This window comes from Halobacillus sp. GSS1, from assembly GCF_017307035.1.
GTDB classification, from domain to species: domain Bacteria; phylum Bacillota; class Bacilli; order Bacillales; family Halobacillaceae; genus Halobacillus; species Halobacillus litoralis.
The window spans coordinates 22,299-36,980 of sequence record NZ_JAFLHE010000010.1 but is presented as its reverse complement, the minus strand read 5'-3'; the positions used below and the strand labels follow the sequence as shown (position 1 = coordinate 36,980).

The 14,682-nt window shown below is 43.3% G+C and carries 17 protein-coding genes; 9 read left to right on the top strand and 8 right to left on the bottom strand.

The window, feature by feature from the left end; all coding sequences use genetic code 11:
- Positions 1-168 precede the first annotated feature (168 nt).
- Positions 169-567, top strand: a complete 399-nt coding sequence (locus J0K78_RS15575) for a GNAT family N-acetyltransferase (protein ID WP_206947864.1) — start codon at positions 169-171, stop codon at positions 565-567.
- A 26-nt stretch (positions 568-593) separates the two neighbouring features.
- Here J0K78_RS15575 and J0K78_RS15570 read toward each other — a convergent pair whose 3' ends face one another.
- From J0K78_RS15570 to sigY, 8 genes are all read right to left on the bottom strand, one after another.
- A complete protein-coding gene (locus J0K78_RS15570; protein WP_206947863.1) occupies positions 594-1,091 on the bottom strand; it encodes a DUF6241 domain-containing protein in 498 nt (165 codons plus the stop codon).
- Between the two features lie 100 nt (positions 1,092-1,191).
- A complete protein-coding gene (locus J0K78_RS15565) occupies positions 1,192-1,962 on the bottom strand; it encodes an SDR family NAD(P)-dependent oxidoreductase (protein WP_206947862.1) in 771 nt (256 codons plus the stop codon).
- 158 nt (positions 1,963-2,120) lie between these two features.
- Positions 2,121-2,894, bottom strand: a complete 774-nt coding sequence (locus J0K78_RS15560) for an ABC transporter permease (protein ID WP_206947861.1) — start codon at positions 2,892-2,894, stop codon at positions 2,121-2,123.
- Positions 2,872-3,792 (bottom strand): ABC transporter ATP-binding protein, encoded by a 921-nt coding sequence (locus J0K78_RS15555; protein ID WP_206947860.1) that lies wholly within the window; start codon positions 3,790-3,792, stop codon positions 2,872-2,874. Before J0K78_RS15555 ends, J0K78_RS15560 begins: the two co-directional genes overlap by 23 nt.
- Positions 3,789-4,010: a PLD nuclease N-terminal domain-containing protein gene (locus J0K78_RS15550; RefSeq protein WP_242517914.1), complete on the bottom strand. Its 222-nt coding sequence runs from the start codon at positions 4,008-4,010 to the stop codon at positions 3,789-3,791. The genes J0K78_RS15555 and J0K78_RS15550 overlap by 4 nt, the downstream gene beginning before the upstream one ends.
- 43 nt (positions 4,011-4,053) lie before the next feature.
- A complete protein-coding gene (locus J0K78_RS15545) occupies positions 4,054-4,278 on the bottom strand; it encodes a sigma-Y antisigma factor component (RefSeq protein WP_206947859.1) in 225 nt (74 codons plus the stop codon).
- Entirely contained in the window at positions 4,275-4,595 is a 321-nt protein-coding gene (locus J0K78_RS15540; protein ID WP_206947858.1) for a YxlC family protein, read from the bottom strand. Before J0K78_RS15540 ends, J0K78_RS15545 begins: the two co-directional genes overlap by 4 nt.
- The gene (gene sigY, locus J0K78_RS15535) at positions 4,585-5,103 is read right to left on the bottom strand and encodes an RNA polymerase sigma factor SigY (RefSeq protein WP_206947857.1); all 519 of its coding nucleotides are present in this window, start codon (positions 5,101-5,103) and stop codon (positions 4,585-4,587) included. The genes J0K78_RS15540 and sigY overlap by 11 nt, the downstream gene beginning before the upstream one ends.
- Before the next feature lie 994 nt (positions 5,104-6,097).
- Here sigY and trpE point away from each other — a divergent pair.
- The 8 genes from trpE to J0K78_RS15495 all read left to right on the top strand — a co-directional run bounded on the left by trpE (position 6,098) and on the right by J0K78_RS15495 (position 14,646).
- Entirely contained in the window at positions 6,098-7,606 is a 1,509-nt protein-coding gene (gene trpE, locus J0K78_RS15530; protein ID WP_206947856.1) for an anthranilate synthase component I, read from the top strand.
- On the top strand, positions 7,603-8,625 hold the full coding sequence (gene trpD, locus J0K78_RS15525; protein WP_206947855.1) for an anthranilate phosphoribosyltransferase: 1,023 nt from the start codon (positions 7,603-7,605) through the stop codon (positions 8,623-8,625). The genes trpE and trpD overlap by 4 nt, the downstream gene beginning before the upstream one ends.
- Positions 8,618-9,382: an indole-3-glycerol phosphate synthase TrpC gene (gene trpC / locus J0K78_RS15520; RefSeq protein WP_206947854.1), complete on the top strand. Its 765-nt coding sequence runs from the start codon at positions 8,618-8,620 to the stop codon at positions 9,380-9,382. The genes trpD and trpC overlap by 8 nt, the downstream gene beginning before the upstream one ends.
- Positions 9,379-10,035, top strand: coding sequence for a phosphoribosylanthranilate isomerase (locus tag J0K78_RS15515; RefSeq protein WP_206947853.1), 657 nt, complete (start codon positions 9,379-9,381; stop codon positions 10,033-10,035). The genes trpC and J0K78_RS15515 overlap by 4 nt, the downstream gene beginning before the upstream one ends.
- The gene (gene trpB, locus J0K78_RS15510) at positions 10,016-11,209 is read left to right on the top strand and encodes a tryptophan synthase subunit beta (protein WP_370551151.1); all 1,194 of its coding nucleotides are present in this window, start codon (positions 10,016-10,018) and stop codon (positions 11,207-11,209) included. Before J0K78_RS15515 ends, trpB begins: the two co-directional genes overlap by 20 nt.
- A 1-nt stretch (position 11,210) precedes the next feature.
- Positions 11,211-12,011: a tryptophan synthase subunit alpha gene (gene trpA / locus J0K78_RS15505; protein ID WP_206947852.1), complete on the top strand. Its 801-nt coding sequence runs from the start codon at positions 11,211-11,213 to the stop codon at positions 12,009-12,011.
- Positions 12,012-12,042: 31 nt separating this feature from the next.
- A complete protein-coding gene (locus J0K78_RS15500; RefSeq protein WP_206947851.1) occupies positions 12,043-12,627 on the top strand; it encodes an anthranilate synthase component II in 585 nt (194 codons plus the stop codon).
- A 606-nt stretch (positions 12,628-13,233) separates the two neighbouring features.
- Entirely contained in the window at positions 13,234-14,646 is a 1,413-nt protein-coding gene (locus J0K78_RS15495) for a sodium:solute symporter family protein (protein WP_206947850.1), read from the top strand.
- Positions 14,647-14,682 lie beyond the last annotated feature (36 nt).

The following is a 14,682-nucleotide window of genomic DNA, read 5'->3' as shown; positions in this document are numbered from 1 at the left end:
GAATTTTTGCATGAATATTTAGAAGTATTTAAAAAATAGTCGAATTTTCTCATATAAATTGAAACGTTTAAGGGAATTAAACGTAATAAAGAGTAGATAAATAGAATCAATAAGACTGGGTGACGGCTCAAAGGGGAAAATCTTAATCACAGTGAAAGGTAGGATGACATGGAATCTATTCAAATTCGTACGTTTCTTGAGAAAGATTTTGACGCTCTCCAGCAACTAAATGAAAAAGAAGGATGGAGCGGCCTTGTGGAACGTGGGGAGGAAACCCTATGCTCCTGGCTGAATTCAGAACCCGCTTTGGTGGCGGTTGTAAATCATGAAGTTGTCGGTTTTCTCCGAGGACTGACAGATGGGTCCATTACGTTGTATGTGTGCGACCTACTGGTGAAGGAAAGTTTTAGAAATCAGGGAATTGCGGAGAAATTGATTCAAACCGCTCACGAGTGCTATCCAAGTACACGTGTGGAAATGCTGGCTTCAACAAAGTCGGAGGGATACTATGTGAATCAAGGGTACCGATCCTTTTATGGATTCAGAAAATCTGCTGAAGAAATGTAAAAAACAACTGACCCGATGTGATCGGGTCAGTTGTTTTCTTTTATATACTCGGCTTCTTCCTCAGGACTGAGGAGACGTCTGGCTTTTCCGATTGTACCACGCTGCATCTCCCAAATGGTGTTATGGTCAGCTACAGCATTTGAATAATCTCCATCCGCCCATTTCATTAAAATTTGTTTATAAACATGCTTATTAGTTAAGTCATTCGTTTCTAAATGTTCGAGCAGCCAGGATATGCGAAGGGGGTGAATTTCAAAAAAGGTCCACTTTTCATCTGCTTTCACTTTTTGATGTGACATGGCATGAATGTATTCCTGATATTCTTTGTCTGTTAACTCCGGTCCGGAAATCTCTCCTCCAAAAGGATTTTTTCCATCTCTCTCATAGGCTCTCAGTTCTTCTGCATTCACTGTTCCGGTTACACCCTGCGCTGTGGATGCCCCCTGAGTTTGTACGTACAAATAGGCTCCTGTCACGGCACCAATACATAGGCAGAATGAAAACCATACAATTAATCTCTTCATGTACAGCCCCCTTAAAAATGTTTACCAGTAATTTCTATTATATAGGAAGGGGAAGAGTAGAAAAAGAGAATCGGCGCAAATAAACTTGTATGACCTCTCCTTAGCTATCGACATAATGAGCTAATTTAGCTGCGAATGAGCGTGGGATGAGCTTGGAGGCATAGGCCAATCCCTGGTTCATCATGCCGGGGATAACCACACGTTTTCCTTTAACAAAACCAAGAAATCCGGACTTGGCTACTGATTCCGGGGACATGGTACTGTTTACAAGTTTCGTATGCTCCGCTTTAGCTGCTTTGAAGAAGTTGGTATCTGTTGCACCCGGACACAAGGTGGTAACCGTTACACTTGTATCTTTCAACTCCTCTACAAGAGCTTCTGAGAGGGAAAGGACGTAAGCTTTGGAAGCATAGTACACGGCCATTTTAGGACCAGGCTGGAACGCTGCCGTGCTCGCTACGTTCAAGACTCCTTTAGGAATGGAGCGGAAGCGGGCGGCTTTGATCTCAGGTAAAAACAAGTGGGTCAGTTCAGTTAGGGCATTAATATTGACCTGCAACATTTTTTGTTGGTCTAATAATGGGAGGTCTTCAAATAGTCCATTCAAACCAAAACCAGCGTTATTGATAAGGACGGTGACGTTGAGACCGAGCTCTTTCACTTTACTATACACAACTTCAGCTGCTCCTGGTTCTGATAGATCCTGAGGAATGATGGTGATTGGATGACCATCCAGTTCTTCTTTTAACTGTTGAAGTTTGTCTTCAGATCGTGCGACGACAATCAAGTTATACCCTGATTTAGCAAACAGACGGGCGAATTCGTATCCAATACCACCCGAGGCTCCTGTGATCAATGCAGTTGGCTTCATGAAAATCTCTCCTTTAACAACTTCTTATGCAATAGATGCTAATAGTCTATACCCTATTACCGAGAAGAACAAATCACACACCCTTTTCCCATACATAACCAGACCAGGTCATCCATCATTTGGATGACCTGGTCTGGTAGGTTTTAGGTGGGTTTTGGCTATACAATCTCTCTTCGCTTCAGTGTCTGGATGGCTCCGAAAAGCAGGGAAATGATCAACAGTATGGTGATCAGGGCTGCCATCCAAAGGTCTTGACCGACTTCTCCGCTTCTTAGTAAGGCAGGGAGGTGGGAAGTGATAGTTGTTGGGCTCCATTCCAATAGGTGGGAAAAAATACTTGTTATTAAATTTAATACAAGGATGATGCTGATCGTTAAGAATAAAACAACGCCGGGAATTTTCGTCCATGTGTTCATGAAGAGACTAATACTGATGACGAGAATGATATACAAACTATAAAAAGCAGCTGTACTCAATGCATACATGAAGGATACGTCACCAAAAAGAAGTTGAACATAATACCAGCTTGCTATTAAGCCGACAAAAGTAGAAAGAAGGACGAGCGTGACATGGGCTGCCCATTTGGCCGTCACATAGGCAGTATAGGAGACCGGCTTTACAAGAATCAGCTCAGCCACTCCTGATTTTCGTTCTCCAGCAATCGTTCCCATTGTAATTAAAGTAATGACGAGCACTCCGAGTGTATTTATTTGGGAGATACTCATCATAAATACGTTCGCTGCCGGTGGTGTTGGAATATCAAAGACCGCTCCTTCTGGAAGCCCCCCTGTGGATTCGAGTATTTGAGGAAGATAATAGGTTGTCAAAGGATCCATAATGCAAAATAGAATGAAGACAAGAGGAACCCATATCCATTTGTAATTTCTCGCGGATTCCAGGCATTCCTTTTTATAAATGGTCAGCCATTGCATGTTCATTCACCACCTTCATGAATAGATCCTCAAGCGTCGTCTGTCCTACTTCAAAGAAAAGAAGCGGCCATTGTTCCTTGGTTACAAGCTCTAAGAGAGCATCACGAGCCTCTGTCACATTTTGTACATACACATGGATCTTTTGTTTTTGGACATCTGTATGCGTAACAAAAGGGAGCGTCTCCAGTTTCTCTTTGAATGGCTTTACGTTTCCTTCCAAACGAAGAGTAACCTTATCTACCTGGTGTCGTTCCTTGACGTCTTGAAGAGAGCCTGATTCTACGATCTCTCCTTTATGCATAAGAAGAATTTCGTCACTTGCTTCCTCTGCATCACTCAGGATATGTGTGGAGTAAAGGAGGGTCGCTTCCTGCTTTAATTCTTCCATCAAATTTAATACATCACGACGGCCGATGGGGTCTAATGCGGACACCGGTTCATCAAGCAAAAGAACGCTCGGCTTGTGGATCATCGCCTGGGCAATTCCCAGTCTTTGTTTCATTCCACCTGAGTAACTGGATATTTTTCGGTTTTTCGCATCCGCAATCCCGACACGCTCGACCAATTCTTCCGCTAGTTTTTTAGATTCCAGCGTAGAGATTCGGGAAAGACGGGCGACGTAGTGAAGAAACTCTTTGCCAGTCATCCAATTGTGAAACTGTGGATGTTGGGGGAGGTAGCCGATATATTTGCGTATATCATCTCTCCCACCGCTTGAAAGCTCCACTTGGCCTGAGGAAGGGTGCATAAGTCCTGCAATCATTTTTAAAGTTGTCGTTTTCCCTGCGCCATTAGGTCCAAGCAAAGCGACACATTTTCCTTGTGATAAATCGAATGTGATATTTTTCACCGCATCTTCTTTACCGAATGTTTTCGTTAGATTTTTCAGGTGAATCACGACTCATGACTCCTTCCAAAAATAAAATAAACGATGGGACCGATCGTGTTAAAAAATATGATAATGAGCGCCCATATCCATTTCGGTCCTTTTGTAGTTTCTGCACGGATTAAGCTTACAAGAGCCGTAATCATTAAAACTAGCTGGATGATGATCAGGGGAGCGATGATTGCTAAATTTTCGTTCATAAATTCAATGACGTTCTGTGTGAGTAACATAGCAGCACCTCCTTATCGATTGTTTTTCTTACTTCTAGAAAATTTATGATTTTGTTACCGTTTCTTTCCTCTGCCAGACTGTTTTCCATAAGATGAAAAAGATGATGCTTGGCACAGGGAATTGAATCAGTCCTACGACTCCCCACAACCAGGGAGCTTTTCCAATTTTTCTTGCTTTTAAAAATAGTATGGAACTTTGTGTGACTAGAAGGAGAACGACGAGAAGCCATCCCCATAAAGGCATTTCTTCAGGTCCATAATGCTTCATTGCTGCATCTCCACCATTTCATAGCGCTCTTTATAAAAGTAGCGGATCAAGATGATAATGGAAGTGATTTGTGCGAAAACAAATAAAAAAGGAACATAGAATAAGCTGAAAATAAGGAAAGAAATAAAAATGAAAGCGATCCCCCACAAACAAGTCAATTCAAACCATAGTTGCCGGTACCAAAGGGCGGACTGTTCTTCGATTAGATTCTCGAAGTAAGAGAGGGAGGGTTCTGTGAGTTCCATCTGTTCATCTGTGTGACGGGCTGCTTCCTGAAGCTTTTCTTCCAGGTTTTGCGGCTTCTTTTCATTTGTCATCTGTTCTCAGCTCCTTTCGTAAATTCTCCAGTCCATAATGGACCCTTGATTTCACTGTTCCTACTTTCACCTTGGTCATTTTTGCAATATCTGTATATTCATACCCGTAATAATGCTTCAAGACGAGAGGGATCCGATGTTCTTCTTCAAGCTTCCATAAAGCCTCCTGGACCTCATGCCAATCACTGGCAGAAGAAACGGAGGAGCGGGGAAATTCCTTCCGCAGTTTCTCATCCAGTTCATATTTTCTTTTTTGCTTTCGTTTGTAGTCCAAGTATGTGTGTGTAGCAATTTGGATCAGCCAGGTAGAAAACTTTGATCGATGGTTATACTGATTGATTTTCTGGATGGTCTTGATTAGTGTGTCTTGTGTCACATCATAAGCCAACTGTTCATCACCGCTCATTTGCCATACGTATTTAACGATGAAGCTATAGTGTTTTTTCAGCAGTTCAGCAAGTGCCTGTTCTTCTCCACCTTGTGCTCTTCTGATGAGATCCGAATCCATAAACATCCCTCATTTCGTTCCCTGACTATAAGACGTAAACTTTCTTCCATTCGTTCAAATGTATGTAAAAAAATTTCTACATTCTTATTTCTCATCATAATTGTTTATAAAGGTCTCTGAAAATCACCTGAACAAATTTATTAAACAATATGGCAGGATTGTGGAAGACTCAGTTTCGAGACTTTCCAGAGTTCGTTGCCCGGGTTGAGCGTCAGGGGTGGCTGGGAAGCAACTCGCTTTCCTGCGGGGATGACGGCAAGCCTCCTCGTGCTACGCACTGTGGGGTCTTGCCAGCCAATCCATTCCCGCGGGAGTCTCGCAGCTTCCCAACCACCCCATTCGATGTATGAGTGTAACGAACCCCTTTACCAAGTTTGATGGTCTTCTACTATCCAGCTGTTAGGGGGGGAAGCGCTTTGGGTTAGGCTTTTCTGTGTTCGGAGAGGTGTTCTTTCATCCATTTCTAATAATCATACGAGCTGTCCTTATAGTAGTGGTTTCGAGAACCTTTTATGATAAAGGGGCGGAGGGGAATGGCGAGACTCCTGCGGGAAAAAAGTGCATGGTGAGACCCCACAGGACGCAGTCCGAGGAGGCTCACCGCGCTCCCGCGGAAAGCGAGCTATTACCCGCAGTCCCCATCCACCCAACAGAAGTCTCGAAACTGAGTCTTCAACTAAAGGGAGCTTATATGGAAGAGGGAGGTGAAGGTCTAAGAAAATTTTGGGACAGACTGGTTGACTTTATTATCTGAATTTTATAGACTATTGGAAAGATATTTTTAAAAAGTGGCTTTATTACAAAGTCGAAATAAGCAAGTTGAGCAGAGAATGAGTTGAGTTGAGGTATAGGATGAGCTGAGCTGAGTGAGCGAGGGATCTTCGGACGTAAGGAGCCGATGGATTGCCTGGCCGATTTTCACCCCCTTTCTATCTACTCGTTTTCATCCCTCAACGTCTCATTCTCCATGATTCTAATGGAGAGGTGAGCCTTTATGACCACTTTTAATACATTTCAAAGCGATGCCGAAGAGCATCAGACCATCCCAATAACACAATCGTTTTATACGGATACGTTAACACCGATTCATATGTTTCATGCATTGAATCACGAAGCCGTGTACATGCTGGAGAGCCAGGATCCTGAATCCCCATGGTCGAATTATTCTTTTCTAGGTCTTGACCCGATGGTTCAAATCAAAGAGGAGAAGCAGCGGTTTCAAATCAAAGACTTTGACCAAGACGATGTCACGTATTCTGAAGGTTTCAAGTCGGCTTATGAGAAAGTATTGGCAAAGCTTGACGTGAAGCAGCCTCCCATTGACCTTCCTTTTAAAGGAGGAGGGGTCGGATATATCAGCTATGATGCCATCTCAGATTATGAGCCTGTAGAAAGGGCCGAGACGGATGACTTGAATCTTGCTAATTATCAGCTGCTTTTCTGTAAGACTTTAATTGCTTATCATCATAAAACAAAAGAAACGACGATTCTATCCTTCGCTAGAAAAGAACCAGGACGCCCATTAGAAGATATTTATTCTGAAACGAAAAAGCGAATCACATCCATTATAAGCCAGCTGCAGAAGGTCGGCACACTTCCTGATCTAATGCTGAGTGAAAATGAAACGGATGATGAATCCTTTACGTTAGAAAGCAATTATAAACCGGAAAAGTTCAAATCTGATGTGGGGAAAATCAAAGAGTATATCCGTGCCGGAGATATTTTTCAGGCTGTTTTATCTCAACGTTTTCATACAGTAACGAATCGAAGCGGATTTGAACTTTACCGAGTGTTGCGGAGGGTGAACCCTTCTCCATACATGTTTTACTTAAAAATGGATGAAGTGGAAGTGATCGGAAGTTCACCTGAACGACTCCTTGAAGTCCGTGATCGTAACCTTGAAATCCATCCCATAGCTGGAACAAGGAAAAGAGGCAGAACCGAAGAAGAGGATGACGCGCTGGCTGAAGAGCTTTTGCAAGATGAGAAAGAGTTAGCGGAACATCGCATGCTAGTGGATTTAGCACGTAATGACATCGGCCGCGTCGCTGAATATGGAACGGTACAGGTTAGTGAATATATGACGATTGGCCGCTTCTCAAAAGTGATGCACATCATCAGTAAAGTAACCGGTCGATTGAAGGAGAGCGTTTCTCCCATTGACGCCTTGATTTCCTCATTCCCGGCTGGAACATTATCAGGTGCACCAAAAGTCCGGGCTATGCAGATTTTACGAGAGCTTGAGCCTACTCCGAGGAACCTCTACGGTGGGGGCATTTTATATTTAGGTTTTGATGGAAACATCGACTCCTGCATTACCATCCGAACGATGACTAGAACAGGAAAAGATTTATATATTCAGGCAGGGGCTGGCATTGTTGCTGACTCGGACCCTGAAGCAGAGTATCAGGAAACATTGAGCAAAGCGAGTGCATTGAAGAAGACGATTCAATTAGCAGAGAAGATATTTGAGAAGAGCGGAGAAGGAGTGGAGACGAGATGAAAGATACATTAAGTAAAGTTGTCGCAGGAGAGGAAATGACCGAACAGGAAGCCTTTGAAACGATGGATCGGATTATGAACGGAGAAGCGACCACCGGCCAACTGATGAGCATGCTCAGCGTCATGCGTTACCGCGGAGAAACAGTTGAAGAAATGACCGGTTTCGTTCGGGCGATGCGTGAAAATATGACCAGGATGGATACAAATGATGAGTCAATTGTAGATACATGCGGTACTGGCGGCGATGGCGCATCTACATTTAATATTTCCACAGCTGTTTCCATTGTTCTTGCGAGCATGGGAGTGAAGGTCGCTAAGCATGGAAATCGGAAAGTTTCTTCAAAAAGTGGTAGTGCTGATGTCCTGGAAAAACTGGGCATTCCTATTGACACCACTCCAGAACAAGGAGTACAGGCGCTTTCTCAGAAAGGGATGACGTTCATGTACGCACCCCTTTACCATAAAGCAATGAAACACGCAGGACCAGCACGGAAAGAGCTTGGTTTTCGTACCATTTTTAACTTACTTGGGCCTATGTCCAACCCTGCAAATGCTAAAAGACAGCTGATCGGCATTTATGATACCAATTATGCAGAAAAAATGGCGGAGACTCTTAAGAATCTGGGCTCCACACATGTACTCTTAGCAACTGGAAGAGATGGTCTGGATGAAATCACAATCACAGGAAAAAGTGATCTCGTTGAATTGAAGAATGGTGAGATCACTCGTTTTACGGTTTCACCTGAGGATTTCGGTCTTCCTTTAGGAAATCTCACAGATATTCGTATTTCTAAAACAGAAGAAAGTGCCCAAATGATTAAGGATGTCCTGTATGGGCGTTCAAATGAAAGTGCGTCTGCCATTGTCACTTTAAATGCAGCGGCTGGACTCTACGTCTCAGGAAATGCAGAAGACCTTCAAGATGGTGTGCTGCAAGTCCAAAAGGCAATCAGGGAAGGCCTCACAAGCAAGTACTATGAATCGATTGTTAATGAAAAGGAGAATCGTCAATATGCTTGAAACCATCTTAGCTGTAAAACAACAAGAAATTGAGAAATTGTATTTGCCAGAGGAGCAGTCATTTGCTCATCATTCTCTCTATAAATCTTTGAAAACCACACCATTTGCAGCAGGCCTGATCGCAGAGGTGAAAAAAGCTTCTCCATCCAAAGGCATCATACGTGAGGACTTCAACCCTGTCCGAATCGCTCATGACTATGCTGAAGCAGGGGTGCAAGCCATTTCGGTTCTTACAGATCAACATTTTTTCCAAGGGCACCGTGACTACTTGACGAATATCAAGAAAGTAGTGAATGTACCTGTATTACGGAAAGACTTTATTATTGACTCCTTGCAAGTAGCGGAGAGTGCCTATATCGGTGCTGACGCTATTCTGCTCATCGGGGAAGCGTTGGAAGCGGAGAAGCTGCATGACCTTTACCTTCAAGCCTACGAGCTTGGATTAGAAGTCCTTGTCGAAGTACACAGTGAAGAAACATTAACTAAAGTGCTGAATGAGTTTACACCAAAAATTCTAGGTATTAACAATCGAAACCTTCATACGTTTGAAACGAAACTCTCTCAAACCGAACGTATGGCGAAACTTGCACCGGAGGAGTGTTTGTTGGTTTCAGAAAGTGGGATATCTTCCCATGATGATTTGCAGACTGTAGCTGGTTATGGAGCTGAGGGTGTACTGGTGGGAGAATCTCTCATGCGCCAGAAGGATATCAAAGAAGCGGTCCGTCAGTTGTTGGAAGGAGTGAATGTTCGATGAAAGAACCGATCGTCAAATTATGTGGAAATAGATCTTTGTCAGATGTAGCCAAAACATCTTCTTCCCAAGCCTCCCATCTTGGCTTCATATTTGTCAGGAGAACAAAACGATATGTCCGACCGGAATGTGTCGGACGCTGGGTGAAAAAAATCCGACCTAGACAAAAAATCGTCGGGGTTTTCATCGAGCCCACGATTGAGGAAATTGAAGAGATTCTTCACTTTGTTCCATTAGATGTTATTCAACTGCATGGAAATGAGACGGTATCTCAGTTGTTGAGAATTAAAGAAGCGTTTGGTCTTCCGGTTTGGAAAGTTGTTCACCATCAATCGGATGGAATTAAACAAATGGAAGTGTTCGGTGGTGTTGCTGATGGATACATTGTAGACAGCAAAGTGGACGGTGTTTCAGGTGGAACCGGGGTCCGCTTCGACTGGGGGTCTGTCCCGACCTATCAGAAAGAAGCGTCTGACCAGGGTGTCCCGTGCTTGATTGCAGGGGGGATTAAACCAGAGAACGTCACAGATTTGTTGCACTACCACCCGGACGGAATCGACCTTTCCAGTGGCATTGAAATTGGAGACGGAAAGGACATTGGCAAAATTCAAACGATCATGAAAGAGGTGGAGCAAAATGTTGCAAGTATTTCCTGATTTAAAAGGACGTTATGGTGATTTTGGTGGGAAATATGTACCGGAAACATTAATGGGTCCATTGCAGGAGCTGGAAGAATCGCTTGACCAAGCGATGGCGGATCCGGACTTTTTGAAAGAGTACCATCATGTGTTAAAAGAGTACGCAGGACGCCCTACTTCTTTGTCTTATGCAGACAAATTGACAGGACAGCTTGGAGGAGCAAAAATCTATTTGAAACGTGAGGATTTGAACCATACAGGTGCCCACAAGCTTAATAATGCCATTGGTCAGGCTTTGCTGGCAAAAAGAATGGGAAAAGAGAAGATCATTGCTGAAACAGGGGCAGGACAACATGGCGTTGCCTCCGCAACGGTTGCTGCTAAATTCGGACTTGAGTGTATCGTGTTTATGGGAGAAGAGGATATCCGCAGACAGGAGCTGAACGTTTTCCGAATGAAGCTTCTTGGAGCGGAAGTCGTTTCAGTTTCGAGTGGAAATGGAACCCTGAAGGATGCGACCAATGAAGCGATCCGCTATTGGGTCGCCAACTGTGAAGACCACTTCTATTTAATTGGTTCTGTGGTTGGCCCCCATCCATACCCGCGCATGGTTAGGGATTTTCAGAGAATCATAGGTGATGAATCTAAACGCCAGTTCTTAGAGGTTGAGAAAGAGCTTCCGGATCGTATTTTTGCCTGTGTAGGTGGTGGAAGCAATGCTATGGGGATGTTTTACCCATTCCTTGAAGACAAGAGTGAATTGGTCGGAGTAGAAGCTGCCGGGAAAGGGATAGACACACCTGAACATGCAGCGACGCTTTCAAAAGGAACTCCTGGTGTCATTCACGGATCGATGACCTACCTTATGCAGGATGAGAATGGACAAATTACCGAGCCTTATTCTATTTCGGCAGGGCTGGACTATCCTGGGATCGGCCCAGAACATGCTCATTTATTCCAGACGAAACAAGTCCGCTATGAAGCCATCACAGATGAAGAAGCGCTGGATGCATTGAAGCTTCTAACACAAACAGAGGGGATTATACCTGCGATTGAGAGCGCCCATGCCCTTGCTCAGGCATTTAAAGAAGCCCCTCAAATGAGTAAGAATGAAACGATTTTGATTAACCTTTCCGGCCGTGGGGATAAAGATATGGCAACATTAATGGAACATTTCCAGGAGGAGGTCTGACATGCTGACTAAGACATCATTTCAAGGGAAACTAACGAAAACGGAAAATTTGTTCATCCCGTTCATTGTAGCAGGGGACCCTGGTCCTGAATGGACGATTCAATTTGCTTTGCGTCTCCAGGAAGAAGGTGCGGACGTTTTAGAACTGGGCGTTCCTTATTCGGATCCACTTGCGGACGGTCCTACGATCCAACGAGCGGCGCAGCGTGCATTAAAGGCAGGGATGTCCTTACGTAAAGCAATCGAGCTTGTGCCGAAGTTAAGAGAGCATGGACTCGAAATTCCAGTCGTGATATTCACTTATTACAACCCTGTCCTTCAAATCGGACATGAGGAATTCTTTGAACTCTTAGAACGAAATGGGGTAGAAGGGCTTCTTATCCCCGATCTTCCATTTGAAGAAAGTGAGGAGATTCGTAACCATTCAGAAGAAAAAGGCATCGAATTTATCTCCCTTGTTGCCCCTAACTCTGATCAAAGGATCAAGCAGATTGCGGAACATGCGAAAGGTTTTCTATATTGTGTTTCTTCTCTGGGAGTAACTGGAGAGAGAAAAGAAATGTCTGCTGCAGCTCTGGCATTCATTGAAAAAGTGAGACAGCACAGCCAAGTGCCAGTTGCTGTTGGGTTCGGCATATCAACGAATGATCACGTTCGCCTTGTGAGAGAACATGCAGACGGCGTCATCATTGGAAGTAAAATCATTCGATTGATCGAAACGGAGCTTGAAAATATTGAAAAAGGTAAGATGGACGAAGCTCTTAAACATTTCACCCATGAAATTAGAGCACTTGTTCAGTAAGTTTTTATAGAGCTGAGAGGAGTGGAGCAGAGTGATCTATATGATTGACCACTATGACTCTTTCACCTACAATCTCGTCCAGTATCTTGGAGAGCTTGGAGAAGAGATCATAGTGAAGAGAAATGATGAAGTAGATATAGGTGAGATTATAGAGCTGAGCCCTGATTTAATCTTTCTTTCACCAGGACCGTGTTCCCCGGATGAAACACCGATAACCCTGGAAGTTATTAATCGATTCAAAGGAGACATTCCCATCTTCGGTGTTTGTCTTGGTCATCAAGCCATAGCTCAAGTGTTCGGTGGAAATGTCGTACGCTCAGAGAAGCTGATGCACGGAAAAACGTCACGCATTTTCCATGATGGAAAAGGAATATACGAAGGGTTAAGTAATCCAATGGAGGCGATGCGCTATCATTCGTTGATTGTAGAGCTTTCCGATTTACCGGAGTGTTTTGAAGTGACCGCTTCAACAGTTGAAGGGGAACTGATGGGCATACGTCACCTTGAATTTCCTATTGAAGGGGTACAATTCCACCCAGAGTCTATTGGAACAGGTGATGGAAAACAATTACTGAAAAATGTGATTCAAAATCGTGTGAAAGCTTTTATCCCTTAATGTGATGTTTATATAACAGCATACAAGGCTGGTACCTGCGCAGGGTGCCAGCCTTTTTTACATAAGTCATAATAAGTTTCTTTCTCTAAGCCTATTTGAAGGTGTGAAAGTCATTTATTTCTTTAAGAGCTCAGGGAACCCATAAAATCCTTTAAGTGGCTGACAAAAACTCTAAACCCAATGGAGGTATAACCAAACTTCCTGATTTAAACAGCTTAGCCTATATAGGAAATAGAAGGGGATGGGAAGGCATTCACCTTTTCTTACACTCTGTAACTCATCATTTAAGTGGGTAATTAGAACTAATTTTAATACAAAATTCTGTCGAGGAAATGCTTATTTAACAGAAATTTCTTAAGAATAAAGCAATTTTTTGAAAGGGTGTGGTTATCGCTTTCATAAGGGTATGTGAAAAAATGGAATCCTTTAAAAACGCGGAGAATAGCCCCTTTTCAGCTGTCTACTTGCCATTTTCACAAAATTAAAATCTATGTTAGTTTTATTATCGTTGTGTTCAAAGAGCGATTTCACATCGGCCGATGTTTTTAATAGAACAGCTCAACAAGAACCAGCCAACAAAAAACATCAGGAGATGATTTAGTAGTTATGGAACTGCAACAAGATCCAACTTTGTTATGGTTTATAGCAATCTATGGAATATTAATGGTCGGCATTGGTGTATTCATGTCGAAAAAAGTAGCCGGCAGTGAAGATTTCGTTTTAGCCGGTAAAAGCTTAGGCCCTTTTGTATTGATGGGAACGCTTCTGGCCACGTGGACAGGAAGCGGAAGTATTTCCGGCGGAGAAACGTCGATGGCTTTCTCTTATGGTATTCTTCCTTCTTTGATGATGATGCTCCCAACGTTAATCGGTATTATCATTCTTTATGTCGTCGCACCTAAAATCCGCGAACACGGAAAATTCACCGTTGCCGGTATTTTAGAGTCGAAATATGGGCGTACATCCCGTAACATTGCGAGTGTTATTATCATCCTTGCTTATGTCGGTATCGTTTCTTATCAGATGAAAGGTTTCGGGTTCATTCTTAACTTAACAACAGGGATGACTGTGCAGACAGGTACGATGATTGGTGCTGCCATGATTATCTTCCTAGCAATGATCGGGGGACTTCGTTCAGTATCTCAAACGGACGCCATCAGTGGATTTTTGATGGTCGGAGGTTTGATCATTACTGTTCCTACAATCATTATGGTTGCAGGTGGATGGAGTGAAATCGTCGCTAATGTACCTGAGTCTCACATGAGTGCTACGGGTGGTTTGACGACGATTCAAATGATCGGTTATTTGCTGCCTTCTTTGTTCTTATTACTGGGTGACCAAAACATGTATCAGCGTCTCGCATCTTCCAAAGGAGATAAATCCGCGAAGCGTGCACAAATGGGGTGGCTGATTGCGATGATCGTCATTTCACCATCCATTTCATTGATTGCTTTTGCATCCCGTTCCATATTCCCGGATATTGATCCAGGAATGGCATTGATGGCTACTACAGTAGCTATGCCAATCGCTATCGGTGGTATTTTGCTGGCAGCAGCAGCTTCCTTCATCATTACTACAGGGAACTCTTACTTACTGTCTGCAGCAACGAACTTGACTTATGACCTTTATGGTAATTATGTGAATAAGGATGCGTCTGACAAAAAGCTTCTTGCTATGACAAGAATATTCATTGTTGCGCTGGGTGTATTCGCCTTCGTAATCATCAGTTATTTCCCAACAGTATTAAGTGTGCAAATGTATGCTTATACCGTTTATGGTGCAGGTTTAACTCCTGCGGTCCTTGCCGTATTCTTCTGGAAGCGCGTCAATGCGATAGGCGGTGTATCTTCTATGATCGCTGGTGTGCTGGCTACATTAACATGGGAAATTATTCTAGGCCAGCCATTTGAAGTGAACAGTGTAGTTGTTGCTGTACCTGTTGCGGTTATTGTATTGATTGTAGCAACGTTAATGACAACATCTGGCTCTCAAGCTGAAAAGGCTGTAAAAGCTTCATAATACAAAAAAGCCTCCCAAAATAGGGAGGCTTTTTTC

What these genes read in the sequence shown, in the direction of transcription:
- trpE (WP_206947856.1), top strand. Translation starts at nt 6,098, where the DNA reads ATGACCACTTTTAATACATTTCAAAGCGATGCCGAAGAGCATCAGACC.
- J0K78_RS15550 (WP_242517914.1), bottom strand. Translation starts at nt 4,010, where the DNA reads ATGTTACTCACACAGAACGTCATTGAATTTATGAACGAAAATTTAGCA.
- J0K78_RS15545 (WP_206947859.1), bottom strand. Translation starts at nt 4,278, where the DNA reads ATGAAGCATTATGGACCTGAAGAAATGCCTTTATGGGGATGGCTTCTC.
- trpA (WP_206947852.1), top strand. Translation starts at nt 11,211, where the DNA reads ATGCTGACTAAGACATCATTTCAAGGGAAACTAACGAAAACGGAAAAT.
- J0K78_RS15540 (WP_206947858.1), bottom strand. Translation starts at nt 4,595, where the DNA reads ATGACAAATGAAAAGAAGCCGCAAAACCTGGAAGAAAAGCTTCAGGAA.
- trpC (WP_206947854.1), top strand. Translation starts at nt 8,618, where the DNA reads ATGCTTGAAACCATCTTAGCTGTAAAACAACAAGAAATTGAGAAATTG.
- trpB (WP_370551151.1), top strand. Translation starts at nt 10,016, where the DNA reads ATGTTGCAAGTATTTCCTGATTTAAAAGGACGTTATGGTGATTTTGGT.
- J0K78_RS15565 (WP_206947862.1), bottom strand. Translation starts at nt 1,962, where the DNA reads ATGAAGCCAACTGCATTGATCACAGGAGCCTCGGGTGGTATTGGATAC.
- trpD (WP_206947855.1), top strand. Translation starts at nt 7,603, where the DNA reads ATGAAAGATACATTAAGTAAAGTTGTCGCAGGAGAGGAAATGACCGAA.
- J0K78_RS15515 (WP_206947853.1), top strand. Translation starts at nt 9,379, where the DNA reads ATGAAAGAACCGATCGTCAAATTATGTGGAAATAGATCTTTGTCAGAT.
- J0K78_RS15495 (WP_206947850.1), top strand. Translation starts at nt 13,234, where the DNA reads ATGGAACTGCAACAAGATCCAACTTTGTTATGGTTTATAGCAATCTAT.
- J0K78_RS15570 (WP_206947863.1), bottom strand. Translation starts at nt 1,091, where the DNA reads ATGAAGAGATTAATTGTATGGTTTTCATTCTGCCTATGTATTGGTGCC.
- J0K78_RS15575 (WP_206947864.1), top strand. Translation starts at nt 169, where the DNA reads ATGGAATCTATTCAAATTCGTACGTTTCTTGAGAAAGATTTTGACGCT.
- J0K78_RS15560 (WP_206947861.1), bottom strand. Translation starts at nt 2,894, where the DNA reads ATGCAATGGCTGACCATTTATAAAAAGGAATGCCTGGAATCCGCGAGA.
- sigY (WP_206947857.1), bottom strand. Translation starts at nt 5,103, where the DNA reads ATGGATTCGGATCTCATCAGAAGAGCACAAGGTGGAGAAGAACAGGCA.